Source organism: Clostridium sp. C8-1-8, assembly GCF_009928445.1.
Lineage (GTDB): Bacteria > Bacillota > Clostridia > Clostridiales > Clostridiaceae > Clostridium_AR.
On the sequence record NZ_JAABNO010000028.1, the window covers coordinates 31,988 to 51,104 of the forward strand.

Genomic DNA, 19,117 nt, shown 5'->3' on the forward strand with positions numbered 1-19,117 from the left:
AGGGAATGGTATAAAATTAATTGATATTAAGCATAAGTAAATTTATAATTTAAGTTATGTAAATAAAGTTAAATTAGTATAATGTAAATCGATATATAGGATGTTTGTAATAAGTGTATAATTAGAATACTAACTTAAAATTAGATGTATGTTTAAATTCTATTAAGATAGTTAAATAAATTATATTATTGTAGAACATGAAGGAATACTTGCTATTATATGAGTATAAAGTTTTTTACCTTATTTAAGAAATTATTCAGAATTCATTAAGGAATTATTAATTTAATACAGTTATAGTAATAAGTAAGTTCTTGCTGATGATGTACGGCTTGAACTATTAAAGATAATTTAAAGCATAAGGTTTATTAATAAGAGGATTTTAAGATTTGTTATTTTAATATAATAGCTAATATAGATGGTTTGACTTTAATATATTCAACTCTAAGTTGAATATTAAAAGGAGTGGTATTTATGAACGGAAAGATATTAATTATAACTGCATCTACTGGTCAGGGGCATAACTCTGTTGCAGATTCACTAAAGAATGAATTGGTGAATAAGGGGTATGATGTTAAGTGCATTGAGCCTATAAGAGAGAGTGCTAGGATGCTGGATAAAGTAGTATCAGGAGGTTACGAAATCCTAGCTACAAAAACTCCGGCTTTGTTTGGAATGTTATATAGAGTTAGTGATCATAGGGTAACCAGCGTTGGAATAAATAAGTTAGTTGGTGGGTCTATAAAGGAAGCAACTTATCAGATAATAAGTCAATACAATCCTAGCTTAATAATATCGACTCACCCCCTACTGGTAAGCGTTATTTCAAGTTTAAAAATTGAAGGGAAAATAAGCATACCATTTATATCTGTAGTAACGGACTATAAAGCACACAGTGCTTATGTTAATTCAAAAGTGGATGGTTATATAGTAGGAAGCAATTATACCAAGAATAGTCTTATAGAAAAAGGAGTAGATGAAGATAAGGTACATACCTATGGCATACCGATTAAGAGAGATTTCTTAAATGTGAATAACTCGTTGAAACAGGATGAGGTTTTCACCATACTTTTAATGGGAGGAAGTATGGGAGTTAAGGCTATGAAAAAGGCTCTAATGAAAATAATGAATTTAGATATTCCGATTAGGATTATAGTGGTTTGTGGGAATAATATGGAGTTAAAGCAACATTTAGAGAGTGTTTATGAAAGAGTTCCTTTGGATAAGCAACTAATAATATTAGGCTTTACTCAGAAGGTATCAGAGCTTATGGATGTATCAGATTTAATAATTACCAAGGCAGGTGGTCTTACTATAACCGAAGCCTTGAATAAAAAACTTCCAATAGTAGTACCTTATTATATTCCAGGGCAAGAAGCTGAAAATGTTAGGTTTTTGGTTGCAGAAGAGGTGGCTATGTCAACTAGCGTAGAGGAACTTGATGGCGTTATAAAAGATCTTTTTTATAATCAAGCTAAATTACAAGAGATGAGATTAAACATAGAGAATTTAATTAAGGGCACATCTTTAGATAGTACTGTTGATTTGTTAGCTTCATTAGTAGCTATATAAATAATTTTAATAAAGCGAGAATCATTGATGAATATATCATTAATGATTCTCGCTTTATTACTTAAAAGTTATTTTATTACATACTAATAATTAACTATGTAACCAGAACAATTCTATTACATTATAAGTATATTCGCGATAATATATAGAAGTGATGAGATTTCAAATAACTTCATGTGTGAAGTGTATATCTTTTAGAAGTTACTACTTTAAATTTTAAGTTATTAAAATTTAATTGGGTGGTTAATCTTTTTAGTTAATATTTTTAAGGGGTGCTTGGATGAAGATAAAATTAACTATTTCATTAGATGAAAAACTTATATTACCTTTGAATTACAATCATGTACTAAAGGATGCTATCGATAAATGGTTTGATGACCCTAGTTATGGATTGTTAATGGGAAAGGTAATAGGTCAAGATAAAACAGATGCTAAGAAGAGATTTTCTTTTTCTGAAATCAAAGGAATTAGAAAAATTAATGAATCAGAAAACTATACTACATTTTATAATGAATTTGAGCTAGAATTAGAGAGCTATGATGAGTGGTTTATGATGTACTTGGCAAACAATTTGGCAATGGGCCATTGGTTCCTGCTAGCTGGACAACCTGTTTTTGTTAGTGATGTTCAGTTGTTGAGTATGGATGCAGCATTTAATCACTAATTACATAAGAAGAGCCTATATCTTGCAGCTAAGATATAGGCTTATAGTATAGTTTAAAGTGTAATTTTTTTATTAGATTTTGCGGCAGATTCAAATCTAATATAGGGTGCGCAATTTGTTTTATTACTTAATATTTTCTTAGAACTTCAGAGGCAGATTGAAGTTCTAATTAATTTAATAATTGAGGTGCAAAGTTATTTTTTAGTGATATAACATTCTCTCCCTGTATGATACATTCTGCAACTAAGTTTTTAGATTGATCATATAGGTCAAAAAGTTTCTTTGCATAAGCTGTATCTGAGTAAACTTTCCAATACCCGGATAGCAGGCAAGGTTTATTGCAGCTAATAAAACCTTCTACATCATGAATTGGTATTCCAAGAAAGATTCCTGCTTCATGAGGAAATCTATTCTCTTTTAACCTGTTATATAAATGATTTAGAACAGCATTTGTGTCATCTAAATCAGTATAACCATAATTGTTTAATAATGATCTTACTTTAGGGCAACTTAATACATCAGCAATAGAGTTTTTGTTATATATAAGTATTGTTTCTCTAGTGCTTATGTGATCGATAGATATATAATCGAGTTTTAAATTGGACAGGAAATCAGCACCTATGGCGTTCCATAAATTTAAAAGGTTTCTATTAGTATTAAGTATATTAATTATAGAAGAAGGTTTAACCCCTGTTATCACAGGTGAAATGAGATAAGAAATAAAACATTTAAAGTACTCCTCATCTTTCATATTATCTAATTGTTTAAAAAACATTAGATTATCCAAATTAAACCCTCCTATAGTAACGTTATATTATTGATTTACCAAATTCTATGCAACGGTTTTCTTCTTCGTCTTCAGGATAACCATTAACTATAAGTCCATCTCCTATTAAGACAGCTCCGTATTCAGACATTCTATCTTGCCAGTTTCTCATCCATTCTCCATCTCCCCAGCCATAGGAACCAAAGAGTGCCACCTTTTTGCCTGAAACAATATCTTTAATTGATTCAACAAAAGGTTCCATTTCGGATTCTTCTATTACTTCATTTCCCATTGATGGTGATCCTAAGACTATTATGTCTGAATCTGTTACATCATCTAAGGTTGCGTTGGATACCTGTAATAGTTTAACCTGTGATTCCTTTTCTGATAGAGCAGAGGATATAAGCTCTGCCATTTTTTCTGTATTGCCTGTACCACTATAGTAAATAATACTTACCTTTGACATTATTCTAACCACCTTTTCATAAAATATTAGTAATGAAAATCATTATCAATTACATGATAATATTTTATCAATGGCTTGTCAATAGATGGATTAAAAAATGTTTATAATTTAACAAAATTTTTGTGAAAAAAATTGTAAATTGAATCAATGTACATATGACATGTATTTTTATAGTTAATAGAAATCCCTCTCCAAGAATAGATAATTAAATCTATCAATAGAGAGGGAGTTAGTGGTTACAAATATCTTCTTAGTTTAATTATATTTCTTTTGTAAAAGCACCTATCATATGAACTACTAGCTTACGTGGTAAGAATTTTGATGTGTAGGCCATAGCTTTGTTAACTATACCTGGAATAACTACTCGTGCTCCTTTATGCATTGCTTTATAGCCTATTTTAACAACAGAGCTTGCGGACATAGGATTTTTGAACATTCTAGTATTTTCCACACTTGCAACTTTACCGAAGTTAGTCTTAGATGCTCCTGGGCATAAAGTTGTAACTGTTATACCACTACCTTTAAGTTCTCTTGCTAAAGCTTCAGAAAATGATAACACATATGCCTTTGTTGCACAGTATACTGCCATCATTGGAGCTGGTTGAAAAGATCCTAAAGATGCTATATTTATAATTTTTCCATGCTTTCTTAACTTCATCTCCTGTATAGCGTAATGACTTAACTCAGTTAAAACTGAGATATTAAGTGATATCATGTTAGACTGGGATTCAACTGATAGTTTATCAAATTCTCCAAACAGTCCGAAACCAGCATTATTCACCAAAATATCTACAGATAAGTTCTTACTTTTTATTTCTGAATATAATTCTTTTACAGCATTTGGCTTAGTTAAATCTTTTTGTATAACTGTAATGTTAACGTCTTTAAACTCACTTTTTATTTCCGTTAATCTATCAATATTTCTTGCAACTAGGATCATATCATATTTATCTTGAGCAAATAATTTTACGAATTCGTACCCAAAACCGCTAGAAGCACCTGTTATTAATGCTATTTCTCTCATAAAATCTCCTTTATTGTATGAATTAATTGTATTTTGTGTTAATTATAATAAATAGCCTATTTTTCATCAAGAAAATCAAATTTAATTTTTTATATAGTATATGTTATTAATATATCATTTAATTAATGTAGTATGTCATAAACTTGTTAAATTATTAGATAATAAGTATTTATTATAGTTTACATAAGTGATATAATATAAAGCGTATTTTTGCACAAAGAAGGGATAAAATGAATAATATTCTTAATAAATTTACCCCATTTATAATTTCTCTAAACGTAATAATATTACATGTTTTGGGATGCATTCTGGATTTATACATTCCTAGAACATATGTATTCATAATTTGGACAAGTATAGCTCTTATAGACGCCTTTTTTGCCTTTAGATGTGGAATGATGATAAAGGATCTACATATCCTTGCTTATACAGATAAACTTACTGAATTATATAATAGAAGATTTTTTGTAGGCAAAATGGTAGATGAGATGAAAAAGTTAAAGCATAATGACTTAGGAATATCGTTATTAATGATTGATGTAGATAATTTTAAGATAATAAATGATACCTATGGACATATTGCAGGAGACTTAGTTCTTAAAGAATTGGCAGATATAATAAAACCTAATATAAGAGTCAGAGATACTATAACTCGATTCGGTGGTGAAGAGTTTGCGATAATTCTTCCAGAAACAAATAAGGAAAGGGCTACAATAGTAGCTGAAAAGATTAGAAATCTAGTAGCAAATCATGTGTTTAGATTTAAAGAAGATGAAAGAAACGTGACTATAAGTATAGGAGTAGTTTCAGTTAGAGACCAGGTAGATACTCAGCTGCTTATTGACTTGGCTGATAGAGCTCTTTATAAGGCTAAGGAAAGAAAAAACACCGTTGTTTTTTCGGAATTAGGAGATTTGCTCGTATAAAGGATTAAGCATAACTATATGAAAATTTGTGGCAGCTATTGGAAGCAGTCGTGCTCATGAGGGGATTTTTGATGAAGTAAAATATATGTAAATATAATGTTTCTACTAACCTCTTTTTTTAACGGTTTTATTTTCTCGTCTTGATAGAAATATATTTATAAAGAAATATATAAATGTATATCCTATACCTAACGTTATTATAAATACCCCTTTTGCATTTTGTATTAGAGATATGTCTGACGGATGATTTAAATAATCTTTGTAATAATCATATGTGTAATAAAGTGAGTATAATGAAGAAAAAAAGAATAGTATAGTAAGTTTTATTAAGTCTTTAGTATCATTGCTAGAGAATTTCTCAATATCATTTAATCCAAAAAAAATATTTAATTTTTTCATAAAAAACACCACCTAACTTCATAATCTTTAAGATTATTGACATTAAGGTGGTAGAGTATACCAGAGTAGGGGTGTTAATTTTTATTTAACATAAGAAACATGGTGATATGACTAGCACCAATAAAGATAATTTATCACCTAAGTATAATCTTTCGACTATAAAAAAGCACATCACTACCAATACTAATGGTTCGCTCGACCTTATAAGATATTTACATAACTATATATAACCTTTCGGCTATATATAACCATTACAACACCATACAACATCTTATCTCGACCCAATATGATAAGTTGGGACCTCAGTATAATCAAAATATATGACTATAATAAAGCCTTTCCTAACCATATAGAATCTTATTTACATAACAACAGCTATTACTGTCACTATATAAATTCCTCTTATAAAGATAGTATAAACTATATTATAAGAATTGACTTATCACCATGTTCCTTATGATATTAATATAACCTCTATGTCGTTAATAATACATGGAATATTTTGTTATAAAATTATATCTATATTATATTTTTATTAAAACACTATATTCTTTTTTTCCCCCTTTATCCAAGAATGCACATTATCGAAAACTATATTAGCTCTTTTTATCATAGATTCATCAGTTGCAAAAGCTACATGAGGTGTAACAAGGGTGTTTTTTGAGTCAAATAAAGGGTGACAAGCTTTAACAGGTGGTTCAACCTCAAAGACATCTATTCCAGCACCAGCTATAGTTCCATTATTCAAAGCTTCTGATAAGGCATCGCTATCAACAACAGGACCTCTTGCCATATTTATTAGTATGGATGTTTTTTTCATTAATGATAAATTGTTTTTATTTATAAGCTTATTTGTACTATCTGTAAGAGGTACATGAAGTGATACTATATCACTATTCTTTAATAGTTCTTCTAAGCTTACATAATTAATTCCTAAGTTTTTAGCTTCAATTCTCTCCGTTCTGCTGTAGCCTAATAGTTTGCACTTGAATGCCTTAAGAATTTCAGCAGTTCTTATGCCTATATCCCCAGTTCCTACTATTCCTACAGTTTTTCCGTTTAGTTCTGTGCCTACTAAACCTAATTTTGTTCCTTCTTTACGTGCAACATCATCACATTGTTTTACATTTCTAAGCAAAGATATTATCATTCCTATAGTTAGTTCTGCTACAGCTTCTGTGGCATAACCTTTAGCGTTTGATACTGTTATTCCTCTTTCTTCACAGGCTGCTTTATCCACATGGTCTACCCCTGTAAAGGCGACTGCTATATATTTTAGATTTTCTACACTTCTTATAACCTCACCGCATAAAGGATTATTTGCTATCATAAGGATATCTGCACCGCTAGCTCTTTTTTTTAATATTTCAGTATCTTTTTCTACTGTATCATAAGCTACAAACTCATGACCTTTAGCAATAAGGTCTGAAGCTAAGTTAGCTAAGGTATCTTTACTTATACCTAGTGGTTCCAATAATACTATTTTCATAATGATTCCCCCTAAATGAATAAAAATATAAGTATTTACTAATATTATAACTGTTTTATTCATAACTAGGATAAAAAATATATGATAGCCAGTGATTTCTTTATATGCCACTGATTAATCGTTGAATGAACTGACTGTAAAGTATAATATTTAATTAAGTTAAATAATATATTTAATTAAATTAAAAATGCAATTAAAAAATATCAGGGGGAGAGATTATGTTTAAATTTTTTAAGAAAGCTAGGATATCTACTATGGTCATTTTGATAGCTTTTTTATCCATTGTTTTCACAGTCACGATAGGAGGACTAGCTATAAGGAATATGGATAAACTAAATGACAATTTAGGCAAAATGTATAAGGGTGATTTGCAGACTACTTATTATGTGTCTCAAATAAGAGCTAATTTTCTTAATGTAAGATTGAATGCTACTTCAGTAAGTTCCAAATTTAATGAACAAGATAATAGTGCAATAAAGACTTATGACAAAATAGTTCAAGATAATCTAGCTTTATATGAAAAGAATTCAACTAACAGCGAAGAGATAGCTAATGTAGCATCCTTTAAAAAGGACTATGCAGAATACATAAGTTTGTGGAATAAAAATGAAGATAACTTAAGAGCAGGAGGTAAGCTCCCAAGTTCTGATGCTTCAAGATTTGGGCAGCTAGGAGACAAAATCGCTTCAATTCTTGAAGATACCATGGAATTACACCAAAAGGTGGCTTCTAATGTATATAATCAAAGTAATTTATTATATTCCAGCAGTTATGCGACGTTTTGTATTATTTTAATTGTCATATTTATTATATTAAGTTCAATTTCATTTTTGATAATTCACAATATAAGAGTAGCATCAAAGGATATGATTGAAAAAATAGAAAAGGTAGCACTAGGAGACTTTACTGTAGATATAACCTATGATGGGGATAATGAGTTCGATATAATAAAGAGATCTTTAAATAAGATGCTTACGGATATATCTGAAACTCTTAAAGGTTTTGTTGATCATTCAAAAACTATTAATGTACAAACTGAGAGTTTATCTGCAGTAGCGGAAGAAATGTCTGCAACAACTAGTGATATAACTACAAGTATAACTGAAATAGCTTCAAGTACAAATGACCAAGCAAGTGGTTTATCAGATATAGATAAGAGCATAAATAAATTTAATGAAGATTTAAATAGTATACTAGCATCTATAGGGGAAGTTGACAATAATTCTAGAGAAGTTGTGGTCTTAGCAAACGAAAGTAACGACAGTATGAATGGAATGGTGAGCTCCATCAATAAGGTATCTACATCGTTAGCTAACTTTATATCAAAGCTATCTAGCTTAGGTGATAACATTGAGCATATCAATGAAATTACAGGATTGATAAATGCAATTGCTGACCAGACCAACCTATTGGCACTAAATGCTGCTATAGAGGCTGCAAGAGCAGGAGAAGCAGGTAAGGGTTTTGCAGTAGTGGCAGAAGAAATAAGGAAGCTTGCTGAGCAGTCTAAGAATTCTTCAGGAGAGATAAATTTGATAGTAAATAGTGTTTCAAGTGATACTAAGAACCTTATTTCTAGCTCAGATGTAATGAGTAGTGAGTTGTCTAATCAGTTAACAGGAATAAATACATCTGCAGACTCCTTTAAGAAGATATTAGAAGAAATAAATAATGTTATACCTCAAATAGAATCTATAGCTAAATCTGCTGAAAGTGTCAAATCAGAGAAGAATGCTATAGTAAGAAGCATAGGGGAATCTACTTCAGCAGCTGAAGAAATAGCATCATCATCTGAGGTTATAGCAGCATCATCAGAAGAAATAAATGCTTCATCAGAAGAAATTGCAGCAGCAGCTCAAACTCTATCTTCTATGACTAAAGGGATGGTTGAGGCTGTAAATAAGTTCAGGCTTAAGTAAGAATCGGTTTATTAAGAGGAATATGATTTAGAAGTAGTTCTTTAATATTAATAAAAGCATGTTCAAGTGAGATTATAAATCCTACTTCAACATGCTTTTTGTTTTAGTTTCTTAGATATTTTAAAGGACTTACTCCATCTTGAGCATTTAAAAGATCCCCTTTTACCGCCATGATGTAATAACCTAGAATAAACAATATTACAAATGGTCCCATTAGATTACCTATGAATATAGCTATTAGTAGTGTATGGGTAGCATAGTTATAGATTGAACTAAAGCTCATATTATTAATATGCTTAAACTTGTTGTAGCCAAGGAATAAGAAACTTAAAAATAGTGCGGTTATAGCAGTTCCTATAGCTGAATAAAGTATAATTCCAAGTATAGTAGCTACATCAAAAGTAATATAGTAGTTAATTACAGAGCTAAAGTTGCCATAAATTACTCCTTTTATAGCCTTCATAAACATAAAAAATATAAATCCTGTTATAGCTACTAAAAAATCAAATTTTAATAACTTACCAAAGGGTTGATCTTTAAACTTATGATATAGATGTGGCTTAAACATGCTTATTTTTAGTTCATATAAAAGATTCAAAATAAAGTCTCCCTTCCCATTAGGTTGTGATTATTGCTTCAATATTGTAAATATAGAGATATAGATGGTTACAACTCTGTAACCATCTATATTCTTTCTATAATATAATATTGTTTCTATACAGTTAAGTTTGCATCAGCAGATTCGTAAGCTTTTTCTTCAGCAAGATATTGCTTATCAACAACTCTGATGAATGGGTAGTAACATATGAATGAAACTGCAATTTCCACTACTTGAAGTAATGCACCTTTAACTCCTGATACTAGGAAGCCACCGAATATTGCTGGAGTAGTCCAAGGAATAATAACTCCTGAAGGACGAGGAACCAATCCTGTAGATACTGCCGCGTAACATAAAACTGCTAGTATTATTGGAGTTAATATGAATGGTATCATCATTATTGGGTTAAGAACTATTGGAAGACCGAAAGTTATTGGTTCATTTATATTGAATAAACCAGGAAGGAATGCTAGTCTACCAAGTTTCTTACAGATTTGAGATCTACAGATGAACATCATTGTTAAGCATAATGCAAGTGTAGAACCAGAACCACCTAATTGTAAGAATATTTCTTGGAATTGTTGAGTGATAATATGTGGAAGTGCTGAGCCAGTTGCACCAGCTTTGAATGCAGTCAAGTTTTCAGCTGATAATGAAAGCCAGATTGGTGACATAACAGAACCAACTATATTAGCACCGTGAATACCAAATACCCAGAATAAGCCGATGAATAAGTTTGCAATAATTGTTGCGCCTAAACTATCACCTAAGTGAGTCAATGGAGCTTGAAGTACTTTGTAAATGAAGCCATGTACTGTTCCATATGAGGTCCAAGTGAATAAAAGTCTAATAACGTCAAAGCTTAATATTACTAAAGCTGCTGGAATAAGCGCTGAGAATGCTTTTGATACTGTTGGAGGAACTCCTTCAGGCATCTTGATAACCCAGCCTCTTTTTACTACCATTCTTATAATTTCTGTAGTTAGTATAGCAGTAAGCATACCAACGAATAATCCTTTTGATCCAAGCCAGTCCATAGGAATAACATTTGTTATATCGTAAGCTATTTTTGAATCTTTTGGAGTAAAAGTTGTTGCAAATGGAGTAAGCATAAAGAATGCTACTAAAGATATAGCACCTGAGCTTATTCCTTCTAATTCGTAGTGAAGTGCCAAGCTGTTTGATATACCATATACTACGAAGATTGTCATTATAGACATTGTTATGTCATTAGGTCTTGAAAAGAATACAGTCCAGTTCTTTCCGAATACACTAGCCATAAAGTCTAAGAAGCCTTGAATTGGGAAGTTTGCCACAAGAAGTGACATAGCACCGATTATAAGTAATGGCATAGCTAGCATAAAGCCATCACGAATTGCTAACAAGTATCTGTTTGCAGATATTTTGGCAGCTACGGGCATTAGTTTACTTTCTAATAAGTCCATAGGTTTTGACATGATTTTTATCTCCTTTCATTTTAAGAAATATATAATAAAAAAATTTCTAACAATGAATTAAGGTGTTATTTAGTTATTAAGAAGTTCTACTTTTTTATTAAGGTCAATGCTTTTTCAAGAACCTTTTGACCGTTCATCATACCGTAATCTTGAGGAGCGATAACATCTATTGGTACATTATGTTCATCACATATCTGTTTAGCTCTTGCTAGTGCAAATCTTATTTGAGGCCCAAGCAATACTAAATCAGCTTCAGGGATATATTTCTTCATTTGAGCTTCTGGGTAAGCATTTATAGTTACTTCTAACCCTTTTGCTTTTGCTGCTGCTTCCATCTTGGTTACCAACAAACTAGTAGACATACCTGCTGAACAGAATAAAACGATATTAATCATAATAAGTTCCTCCTATAAATATAATTTTATTAACGGAATTTTAATGCTAAATACTTGTTTATAAGTTTTATGATGTTTTAGACAAACCCTTATTTACTTTTATGAATTTGGTAATTGAGCCAGCAAAGGTTGCAGCTGTTTTCTAAGTTCAATAATCTGAATTATTAAGTTTTTTTCGGATATAGCAGTCATCAAGTGATCTTGGCTGTGAACAAACAAAGCTGTTATTTCCAGTTTTTCACCTGAAGCTTCTCTGTGCAATAGTGAAGTTTGAGAGTCGTGAGCGCGGCCTATTGCTTCGTCTGCAAGTTCCATAGAGGTAGAGGCTCCTTGAAAATCTCCACTATTGGCTTTAGCGAGTGCTTCGTGAGCGTAAGCTCTAGCATCACCTGCATTGATGATGATACCCATTATTACTTCTTCCATGTTCATTGTCCTGTCCCCCTTTAGGTGAGTATTTTGGTTTAATTTACTTCTCATGCCATATTCTATAGCAAGTGTCATGCCAAAACTCTAAGAAACTTATAATTTAAAGCATTACAGTAAATGTTTACAGTGTGTTTTTATATAAAACCATAGTGTTTTAACAAAAAGTAGCTAGTGTTTTGATATGAGAAATAGTGTTTTTTTTACTTTAAACAGTGTTTTTATTAACTGAAGTTACAGTGATAACTTTTTGAAAAGTTTATAGTATTAGGTATATTTACTTTTGTTATGAAAATGTTTTAATATATAGTTAATTACTATAATGTATTTTTTTGAGATTATTTGTGGAAAGGAGATGAATTATGAAAAGAATAGATTTGGTTTATAATAAGTTGCTAGAACTTTCGCGCCCAGATGGAATAAGTGCTTCTGAGCTTGCTGAAATAACGAATATATCTAGAGCAAATATTAGTTTCGATTTGAATAGGCTGTGGGAAGAAGGTAAGGTTAAGAAATCTCCTGGAAGACCAGTAAAGTATTCGGTTTCCATAAAGGGACATAATAGTTCAGATGGTAAAACATCCTTAGATGATTTATTAAGAAAAAATGAAAGTTTACTAGAGGCTATTGAGGGGGCTAAGGCTGCTATACTTTATCCTCCTAAAGGAATGCATTGTTTGATATTAGGAGAAACTGGTGTTGGAAAGTCAATGTTTGCTGATTATATGCATGAATATGCTGTTGAAATGAGAGTAAAGAAAAAGGATTCTCCCTTCATAATATTTAACTGTGCTGACTATTCAAATAATCCTCAGCTTTTAAATGCTCAATTATTTGGCGTTAAAAAAGGAGCATATACTGGGGCTGAGTTTGATAAAGAGGGTTTAATAGAGAAAGCAGATGGGGGAATTTTATTTCTAGATGAAGTTCATAGATTACCACCAGAAGGGCAAGAGGCCTTTTTTACCTTTATGGATAAGGGGTGTTTTAGAAGAATAGGTGAATCTGATATGAGGAGGGCAGATGTGCTTATAATATCTGCAACCACAGAAGAACCGGCTTCTACTCTCTTAAAGACCTTTACTAGAAGAATTCCTATGACTATAAACTTACCTTCTCTTAGAGAAAGGTCTCCTAAAGAGAGACTTGGACTAATCAAAGGCTTTTTTGATGCTGAAAGGGTAAGACTTGATAGGGAGATTGCTGCATCTTTAAATACTATGAGAGCATTGTTATCTTATGATTGTCCTAATAATGTTGGACAACTAAAAGCAGATATACAGCTTTTATGTGCAAAGGCTTATTCAGATTTTCTAACTGGAAAGAAGAATGAAGTTAAGATAACTAGTACAGACCTTCCTCCACACATAAAAGAAGGGCTTTATAATGAGAAAGGGAATAGAATACTCTGGAATGAAACCTTGGGAGAGAAAATAAATTTCTTTAAGTTCTCAAAGGGAGAAGACGATATTGTTAAGCAGCATAAAGAGGGAAGTATATATGACATTATAGATAATAAAGTAAAAGAACTGAGACTAAAGGGAGTATCTAGTCTTGATATTGAAACAATACTTGAGAATGACATAACAAAATATTTCAAAATGTATATTAAAGGAGCAGAAAATGCTATAAGTAGGAAGAACCTAATAAATATATTGGGCGAAGATACACTACTTCTGATTGATAAGATGTTCTATTATGCCACAACTTCCTTAGGAAGAAATTTTGATTCCAATACTTTTTCTGCCCTTTCGCTACATGTTAATACCTTGATAGAAAGACTAAATAATAATAAGACTATAATAAATCCTCAATTGAATTATATAATAAAAAGATATCCTAAGGAATTTGAAGTGGCAAAGGAATGCGTAAATATATTAGAAGAGCATTTAAACATAACGGTTCCTGAAGATGAGGCTGGATTTATAACTTTATTTTGGATTTTAGATAAGGAAAATAAAGAAAAAGATAAAGTCAAGGTTATATTGATAGCACATGGTGAAAGTACAGCCACCTCTATGGCTGATGTTGCTAATAAGCTTCTAGGAGAAGATGATGTTGTTGCTATTAATGCACCAATTGAAGTTAGTCCTCTTGAAGTATTGGCGGCGCTTAGAGCCTATGTTAAAAATCACTTAAACCCAGTTGGATACTTAATATTAGTAGATATGGGATCGCTAACAACCTTCGGAGAAACTATAGAAAAAGAGTATGGTATACCTGTTAGAGTGGTGCCACTTGTTTCAACTCTACATGTATTAGAGGCGGCAAGAAAAGCAAGATTAGGTAATGGAATAGAAGAAATATATAAAGATGTTATTGCTGTCAATTCCTATGTATTTGAGCATAGCTACAATAATAAAGCCCCAGATAAATCTAAGAAGATGGCTATTGTAACAGTTTGCTTAACTGGAGAAGGTACTGCTATTGCTATGAAGAGCTTCTTATCTCATAATTTGAGGTTCGACAAAGATTTATTGGAGATTATTCCTATAAATTTTATTGAAAGAAATTTAATAAAATCTAAGCTTCAGGAAATAGAGAGAGAGAAAGAAATAATTTTTATTGTATCATCTTTTCCTTTGGATACAGAGATAAAACAATACAATATCCATGATGTTATAAGTCTTAAGGTTATAAATGAAATACAAGAAATAGTTGATATAAAAACTACCCTTGTAAAGATGGAGGATGTTATAACTGAAAATATAGAGGGAGTAAACGGGAAAGAGCTATATAATGATATTGTAGATACTCTGAACAATGCAAAGTTTATGCTTAGAATGGAGCTTCCAGATTCAACTATACCAGGAATAGTTCTTCATATAGCATTTATGGTCAAAAGAATTAGTAATGGTCAGAGTGCTAGTGAATATGAAGGAAGAGAGAGTTTCATAGAAGAAAACTTAAATATCTATGAAGCTGTGAAAAAGTCTTTAGTTAACCTAGAAGAAAAATATTCTATACAGGTTTCAGAGGATGAAATATGTTATATAATGAACTTCTTTCGCTAAGTGAATAGCAGTTTTCTATTAGTAGATATATAGATACAACTATCATGGATAAAGTAAAGAATCATGAATATATTTACAGTAAGGAGGTGCAAAAATGGGAAAGGTTAATTCTAATGTATTGTCAAAATCAGCCTTACTATTGGCTATAGCTATAATGTTTCAACTTATAGGAAGAACTATACCGGAAATAAATCAGTTTCTAGTAGGACCTATTATTAATGCAGTATTGCTGCTTTCAGTTTATATTTGTGGAGTCAAGTGGGGAGTTCTCACGGCTGTGCTTACTCCAATTTTGGCTTGGTTAGTTGGACAACTTGCTGCGCCTATGGCACCGTTCATACCGTTTGTAATTATTGGAAATATAATTTATGTGATGTTGTTTGGAGCGATTAGGGAAAAGAGATATGGAATTTATATAGGAATAATACTAGGTTCATTTGCTAAGTTTTTATTTTTATCACTTTCTGCATCACACTTAGTTAAGCTTATTAAGATTGGAATACCAATAAAGGTTTTAGATAAATTAGTACTATCCATGGGAGTCCCCCAGCTTATAACTGGATTAACAGGAGGAATAATTGCGATGGTACTTATACAAATACTTTCTAAAAGAAAAGTTATATGATAAATCCGCAATGAAGACTGAGGTCTCCACAAATTATAATTAAGAACTTACATTTCAATATGAAACTTATTTGCTTCTGATTGTTACTTTTTATATAAATGCTAGAATTAAAAATTTAGGATACCATATATTTACAAAAAATATGATGCTGTATAAAGACAAATATAGATTAATATTGAGATTAATGGTAAAATATAGATAAAATTATAATAAAAGTTTAATTATAAATAATATTTTTCTTAAAATTAAATCTCAAATTATGTGGAGGACACAAGATGTTAAGTGAGCAACTATCTCATCGTATAGAATATGGTGCATATTTCACAACTATTAATTCTATTGTGGTTAAAGCTAGTAATGAATTTTTTTATTTATCTGGTTATTCAGTAGACGAGACTATAGGGAAAAATGTCTCCGAATTATATGAAATGATAAGACTTAATATAGATTCCTTATCACTAAATGAAAATAGAAGTTATTATATTTTTGATTCTAAATTAAATTCAATAGAAGTAGATATCTTAATTGAAAGTAATAATTATAGCAATGAGATAACTTATTTTCTTATCAGAAAAGAGGCTCAAAGCTTGGGAGAAAAGCTTCCGATATTTGAAAGGTTATACTTAGACAATAGATCAGGGGTGGCTGTTTTTGCTATGCCAGATAGGATATTATTGAAGGCTAACCAAACTTATTTGGATTTTTTTGATAAGCCTTTTAATTCAAGAGAAACTACTTATGGCAGAAAGGTTGATGAGTTTGTAACAGGGTGGGATTTAAGTCCTTTTAAAGGATTTTGGGATCAAGTAATAAAGACAAAGCAATCTTTATATATAGACGAATACTCTTTTCCTCATTTTGAAAAAGGAATAACTTATTGGGATGGATCTCTTATTCCTATTGTATATAATGAACAGTTAAAATATGTTGTTGAGATTACCAATGATATTACTGATAAAGTAACTTATAGAAATCTAATAGAGCAGCAGAGCCAAATAATAAAAGAGGAAAAGCAGAAGGCAGAAAGAGCATTAAAAATGCAGGAAGAGTTCTTTTCATTTATATCACATGAGTTCAAAACTCCTCTAACTGTGGCTATGTCGGCTACTCAATTTTTAGAGCTAACATGCAAGGATACCTTATCTGACATGGGTAAAAAATATTTGAGGAAGATTCATCAGAGTTCATTGCAGCAGCTTAGATTAGTAAATAATCTATTAGATATTACTAGAGCTGATACTGGATATTTAAAGTTTCATAACAGAAATGTAGACATAGTAACTGTGACAAAGGCAATAGTTGATTCCATAGCGCTTCTTGCAAAAGAAAAGAAAATTGATGTTAAGTTTTCTTCTACTATTTCAGAGTTAATCATGGCTATTGATGATGAAAAATATGAAAGAATAATATTAAATCTTCTTTCCAATGCTATAAAGTTCACCGATGTTAAAGGTAATATTTATGTTAAGTTATCAAAGAAAAAAGGTGAATTTTGTATAAGAGTAATAGATGAGGGTGTAGGTATACCTAAGGATAAACAAAATATAATATTTGAGAGATTTGGACAAGTAAATAATAGTCTTACTAGAGCTTCGGAAGGAACAGGCATAGGTCTATGTTTAGTTAAGCTTCTAGTAAATTCTTTAGGGGGTACGATAGAATTAGATAGCGAGGTTGGAAAAGGCAGTGTTTTCACTATCCTTCTACCAATAACTATTGCTGATGATTTCGAAGAAAGTAATAATGATTTGATGAATGATAGATTGGCTAGAGCTGTTAATATTGAGTTTTCTAATGTATATCTAAATTATCAATAAATTTGATGTATAATAATTGTTAAAAAAATATATGCCTAGGATATTATTAAAGCTATAGAAGTTAAATCATTGGTGATTTAGCATCTATAGCTTTAATGCGCTTGTTTATATTATAAGTTAGTTAGTTAAATACGGATATACATAATACCATAGCATACCACTTAGTATTGAATATAGATATAATATGGATGTTTAATTACTACCACTTAATTGCTACAATAAATATATAAGTTGTTTAGGAGATGATTGATTTGAAGATGATGCATCCAGTTTGGGTAGAGATAAATCTTGATAATTTAGAATTTAATATAAATCATATAAAAAGTAGGATAGGAAATAGCGAGATAATAAGCGTTATAAAGGCTAATGCCTATGGTCATGGTGCTTTAGAATGTGCAAAACTCCTATCAAGTATAGGTATAAATAGATTTGGTGTTGCCAATATAATGGAAGCCATTGAGTTAAGAAAAGGTGGAATAGAAGACTCTATAATGGTACTTGGAATTTCAGGTGAAGAAACTATTGAAGAGCTTATAAAATATGACATAGAAGCAACTGTTTCAAGCTATGGATTTGCTAAGAAACTATCGGAAGCTTCAAAGGAGTTTAGGAAGATAAGTAGTGTTCATATAAAGCTAGATACTGGGATGGGGAGGATTGGGTTTTTGCCCAAAGAAGAAGAATTAAAGATAGTAGAAAATATTTGTAGGTTAGAAAACATAAAAGTTGAAAGTATATTCTCTCACTTTGCATCTGCAGATAAAAAAGATAAGAGCTATACCTTAGAACAACTAAGTACTTATAATAATGAGATTAAAGAAATTTCCTATATTTATAAAGGCAACATAAGAAGGAATATCGCAAATAGTGCTGGGATAATAGACATACCTGAAAGTTGTTATGACTATGTAAGGCCAGGAATTGTTCAGTACGGGTACTATCCTTCAGAAGATGTTATAAAAGAAAATTTAGAACTTAAGCCTGTATTAACTTGGAAAAGTAGAATAGTCTATTTGAAATGCTTAGATGAAAACCAATTTATAGGATATGGGCAAAACTTTAAAACTGAGAGAAAGAGTAAGATAGCAACTATACCAGTTGGATATGCTGATGGATATTCAAGAATACTGTCAGGAAAGGCTAAGGTTATAATAAATGGAAAGCTAGCACCAGTGGTTGGCAATATATGTATGGATCAAATTATGGTAGATGTCACTGAGATTCCTGATGTTAAGCTTAATGATGAGGTTATACTTTTAGGAAGTGATGGAGCTGTAAAGTTTGATGCAGATGATATGGCAGATATAATGGGTACTATTAATTATGAGGTGTTATGTAATATAGGTAGGAGAGTTACTAGAGTATATAGGAAATGTGGTCGAGATACAGATGTGGTTAATTATGTATTTTAGTCCATTAAAACACCAATAAAATATGATGATGGAAGGCTTCAGAATATAACTGATACCAACGATACTAGTATTAAAATTGTATAAAAAAATTTATACTTTTTTAGTCAAAAGATAAAGGGGGAGGTTCTTCTGAAGCTTAACAGAAAATTTG

At 30.9% G+C, this 19,117-nt stretch carries 17 protein-coding genes; 8 read left to right on the top strand and 9 right to left on the bottom strand.

The genetic code is table 11. The annotated features are described in order from the left end of the window. Window positions 1-471: 471 nt before the first annotated feature. Window positions 472-1,569: a glycosyltransferase gene (locus GXK57_RS21230; RefSeq protein WP_160680029.1), complete on the top strand. Its 1,098-nt coding sequence runs from the start codon at window positions 472-474 to the stop codon at window positions 1,567-1,569. 280 nt (window positions 1,570-1,849) lie between these two features. Next, window positions 1,850-2,233 carry a hypothetical protein gene (locus GXK57_RS21235; protein ID WP_160680030.1) on the top strand — a complete coding sequence of 128 codons (384 nt, stop codon included), beginning with the start codon at window positions 1,850-1,852 and terminating at the stop codon, window positions 2,231-2,233. Between the two features lie 169 nt (window positions 2,234-2,402). Here the strand turns inward: GXK57_RS21235 and GXK57_RS21240 are convergent, their stop codons facing one another. From GXK57_RS21240 to GXK57_RS21250, 3 genes are all read right to left on the bottom strand, one after another. Next, on the bottom strand, window positions 2,403-3,020 hold the full coding sequence (locus tag GXK57_RS21240; RefSeq protein WP_160680031.1) for a DUF3793 family protein: 618 nt from the start codon (window positions 3,018-3,020) through the stop codon (window positions 2,403-2,405). A gap of 22 nt (window positions 3,021-3,042) precedes the next feature. Then, on the bottom strand, window positions 3,043-3,465 hold the full coding sequence (locus GXK57_RS21245) for a flavodoxin (RefSeq protein ID WP_160680032.1): 423 nt from the start codon (window positions 3,463-3,465) through the stop codon (window positions 3,043-3,045). 259 nt (window positions 3,466-3,724) lie between these two features. Further along, a complete protein-coding gene (locus GXK57_RS21250) occupies window positions 3,725-4,489 on the bottom strand; it encodes an SDR family oxidoreductase (protein ID WP_160680033.1) in 765 nt (254 codons plus the stop codon). 230 nt (window positions 4,490-4,719) lie between these two features. Here GXK57_RS21250 and GXK57_RS21255 point away from each other — a divergent pair, with 230 nt between their 5' ends. Then, window positions 4,720-5,415 (top strand): GGDEF domain-containing protein, encoded by a 696-nt coding sequence (locus GXK57_RS21255; protein WP_160680034.1) that lies wholly within the window; start codon window positions 4,720-4,722, stop codon window positions 5,413-5,415. A gap of 105 nt (window positions 5,416-5,520) precedes the next feature. On the opposite strand, the gene GXK57_RS21260 is transcribed toward GXK57_RS21255, so the two are convergent. Then, window positions 5,521-5,814, bottom strand: coding sequence for a hypothetical protein (locus tag GXK57_RS21260; protein ID WP_160680035.1), 294 nt, complete (start codon window positions 5,812-5,814; stop codon window positions 5,521-5,523). A gap of 535 nt (window positions 5,815-6,349) precedes the next feature. Continuing rightward, window positions 6,350-7,303 (bottom strand): 2-hydroxyacid dehydrogenase, encoded by a 954-nt coding sequence (locus GXK57_RS21265; protein ID WP_160680036.1) that lies wholly within the window; start codon window positions 7,301-7,303, stop codon window positions 6,350-6,352. A 218-nt stretch (window positions 7,304-7,521) separates the two neighbouring features. Here GXK57_RS21265 and GXK57_RS21270 point away from each other — a divergent pair, with 218 nt between their 5' ends. Then, window positions 7,522-9,222: a methyl-accepting chemotaxis protein gene (locus tag GXK57_RS21270; protein ID WP_160680037.1), complete on the top strand. Its 1,701-nt coding sequence runs from the start codon at window positions 7,522-7,524 to the stop codon at window positions 9,220-9,222. Between the two features lie 103 nt (window positions 9,223-9,325). Here the strand turns inward: GXK57_RS21270 and GXK57_RS21275 are convergent, their stop codons facing one another. The 4 genes from GXK57_RS21275 to GXK57_RS21290 form a co-directional block, all read right to left on the bottom strand. Beyond that, window positions 9,326-9,820, bottom strand: a complete 495-nt coding sequence (locus tag GXK57_RS21275; protein ID WP_160680038.1) for a hypothetical protein — start codon at window positions 9,818-9,820, stop codon at window positions 9,326-9,328. A 116-nt stretch (window positions 9,821-9,936) separates the two neighbouring features. Continuing rightward, complete coding sequence (celB, locus tag GXK57_RS21280; RefSeq protein ID WP_160680039.1) at window positions 9,937-11,277, bottom strand: PTS cellobiose transporter subunit IIC; 1,341 nt, start codon at window positions 11,275-11,277, stop codon at window positions 9,937-9,939. 86 nt (window positions 11,278-11,363) lie between these two features. Next, a complete protein-coding gene (locus GXK57_RS21285; protein ID WP_160680040.1) occupies window positions 11,364-11,672 on the bottom strand; it encodes a PTS sugar transporter subunit IIB in 309 nt (102 codons plus the stop codon). Window positions 11,673-11,771: 99 nt separating this feature from the next. Then, window positions 11,772-12,098 (bottom strand): PTS lactose/cellobiose transporter subunit IIA, encoded by a 327-nt coding sequence (locus tag GXK57_RS21290; RefSeq protein ID WP_202127765.1) that lies wholly within the window; start codon window positions 12,096-12,098, stop codon window positions 11,772-11,774. A gap of 362 nt (window positions 12,099-12,460) precedes the next feature. Between GXK57_RS21290 and GXK57_RS21295 the strand changes: the two genes are divergently transcribed. From GXK57_RS21295 to alr, 4 genes are all read left to right on the top strand, one after another. Continuing rightward, the gene (locus GXK57_RS21295) at window positions 12,461-15,112 is read left to right on the top strand and encodes a sigma-54-dependent transcriptional regulator (RefSeq protein WP_160680041.1); all 2,652 of its coding nucleotides are present in this window, start codon (window positions 12,461-12,463) and stop codon (window positions 15,110-15,112) included. Between the two features lie 94 nt (window positions 15,113-15,206). Continuing rightward, the gene (locus tag GXK57_RS21300) at window positions 15,207-15,737 is read left to right on the top strand and encodes an ECF transporter S component (protein WP_160680042.1); all 531 of its coding nucleotides are present in this window, start codon (window positions 15,207-15,209) and stop codon (window positions 15,735-15,737) included. A gap of 275 nt (window positions 15,738-16,012) precedes the next feature. Further along, window positions 16,013-17,554, top strand: coding sequence for a HAMP domain-containing sensor histidine kinase (locus tag GXK57_RS21305; RefSeq protein WP_160680043.1), 1,542 nt, complete (start codon window positions 16,013-16,015; stop codon window positions 17,552-17,554). Between the two features lie 242 nt (window positions 17,555-17,796). Continuing rightward, the gene (gene alr, locus GXK57_RS21310; RefSeq protein WP_160680044.1) at window positions 17,797-18,966 is read left to right on the top strand and encodes an alanine racemase; all 1,170 of its coding nucleotides are present in this window, start codon (window positions 17,797-17,799) and stop codon (window positions 18,964-18,966) included. The last annotated feature ends 151 nt before the right edge of the window (window positions 18,967-19,117 follow it).

What these genes read in the sequence shown, in the direction of transcription:
- GXK57_RS21230 (WP_160680029.1), top strand. Translation starts at nt 472, where the DNA reads ATGAACGGAAAGATATTAATTATAACTGCATCTACTGGTCAGGGGCAT.
- GXK57_RS21235 (WP_160680030.1), top strand. Translation starts at nt 1,850, where the DNA reads ATGAAGATAAAATTAACTATTTCATTAGATGAAAAACTTATATTACCT.
- GXK57_RS21245 (WP_160680032.1), bottom strand. Translation starts at nt 3,465, where the DNA reads ATGTCAAAGGTAAGTATTATTTACTATAGTGGTACAGGCAATACAGAA.
- GXK57_RS21250 (WP_160680033.1), bottom strand. Translation starts at nt 4,489, where the DNA reads ATGAGAGAAATAGCATTAATAACAGGTGCTTCTAGCGGTTTTGGGTAC.
- GXK57_RS21255 (WP_160680034.1), top strand. Translation starts at nt 4,720, where the DNA reads ATGAATAATATTCTTAATAAATTTACCCCATTTATAATTTCTCTAAAC.
- GXK57_RS21260 (WP_160680035.1), bottom strand. Translation starts at nt 5,814, where the DNA reads ATGAAAAAATTAAATATTTTTTTTGGATTAAATGATATTGAGAAATTC.
- GXK57_RS21265 (WP_160680036.1), bottom strand. Translation starts at nt 7,303, where the DNA reads ATGAAAATAGTATTATTGGAACCACTAGGTATAAGTAAAGATACCTTA.
- GXK57_RS21270 (WP_160680037.1), top strand. Translation starts at nt 7,522, where the DNA reads ATGTTTAAATTTTTTAAGAAAGCTAGGATATCTACTATGGTCATTTTG.
- celB (WP_160680039.1), bottom strand. Translation starts at nt 11,277, where the DNA reads ATGTCAAAACCTATGGACTTATTAGAAAGTAAACTAATGCCCGTAGCT.
- GXK57_RS21285 (WP_160680040.1), bottom strand. Translation starts at nt 11,672, where the DNA reads ATGATTAATATCGTTTTATTCTGTTCAGCAGGTATGTCTACTAGTTTG.
- GXK57_RS21290 (WP_202127765.1), bottom strand. Translation starts at nt 12,098, where the DNA reads ATGGAAGAAGTAATAATGGGTATCATCATCAATGCAGGTGATGCTAGA.
- GXK57_RS21295 (WP_160680041.1), top strand. Translation starts at nt 12,461, where the DNA reads ATGAAAAGAATAGATTTGGTTTATAATAAGTTGCTAGAACTTTCGCGC.
- GXK57_RS21300 (WP_160680042.1), top strand. Translation starts at nt 15,207, where the DNA reads ATGGGAAAGGTTAATTCTAATGTATTGTCAAAATCAGCCTTACTATTG.
- GXK57_RS21305 (WP_160680043.1), top strand. Translation starts at nt 16,013, where the DNA reads ATGTTAAGTGAGCAACTATCTCATCGTATAGAATATGGTGCATATTTC.
- alr (WP_160680044.1), top strand. Translation starts at nt 17,797, where the DNA reads ATGATTGATTTGAAGATGATGCATCCAGTTTGGGTAGAGATAAATCTT.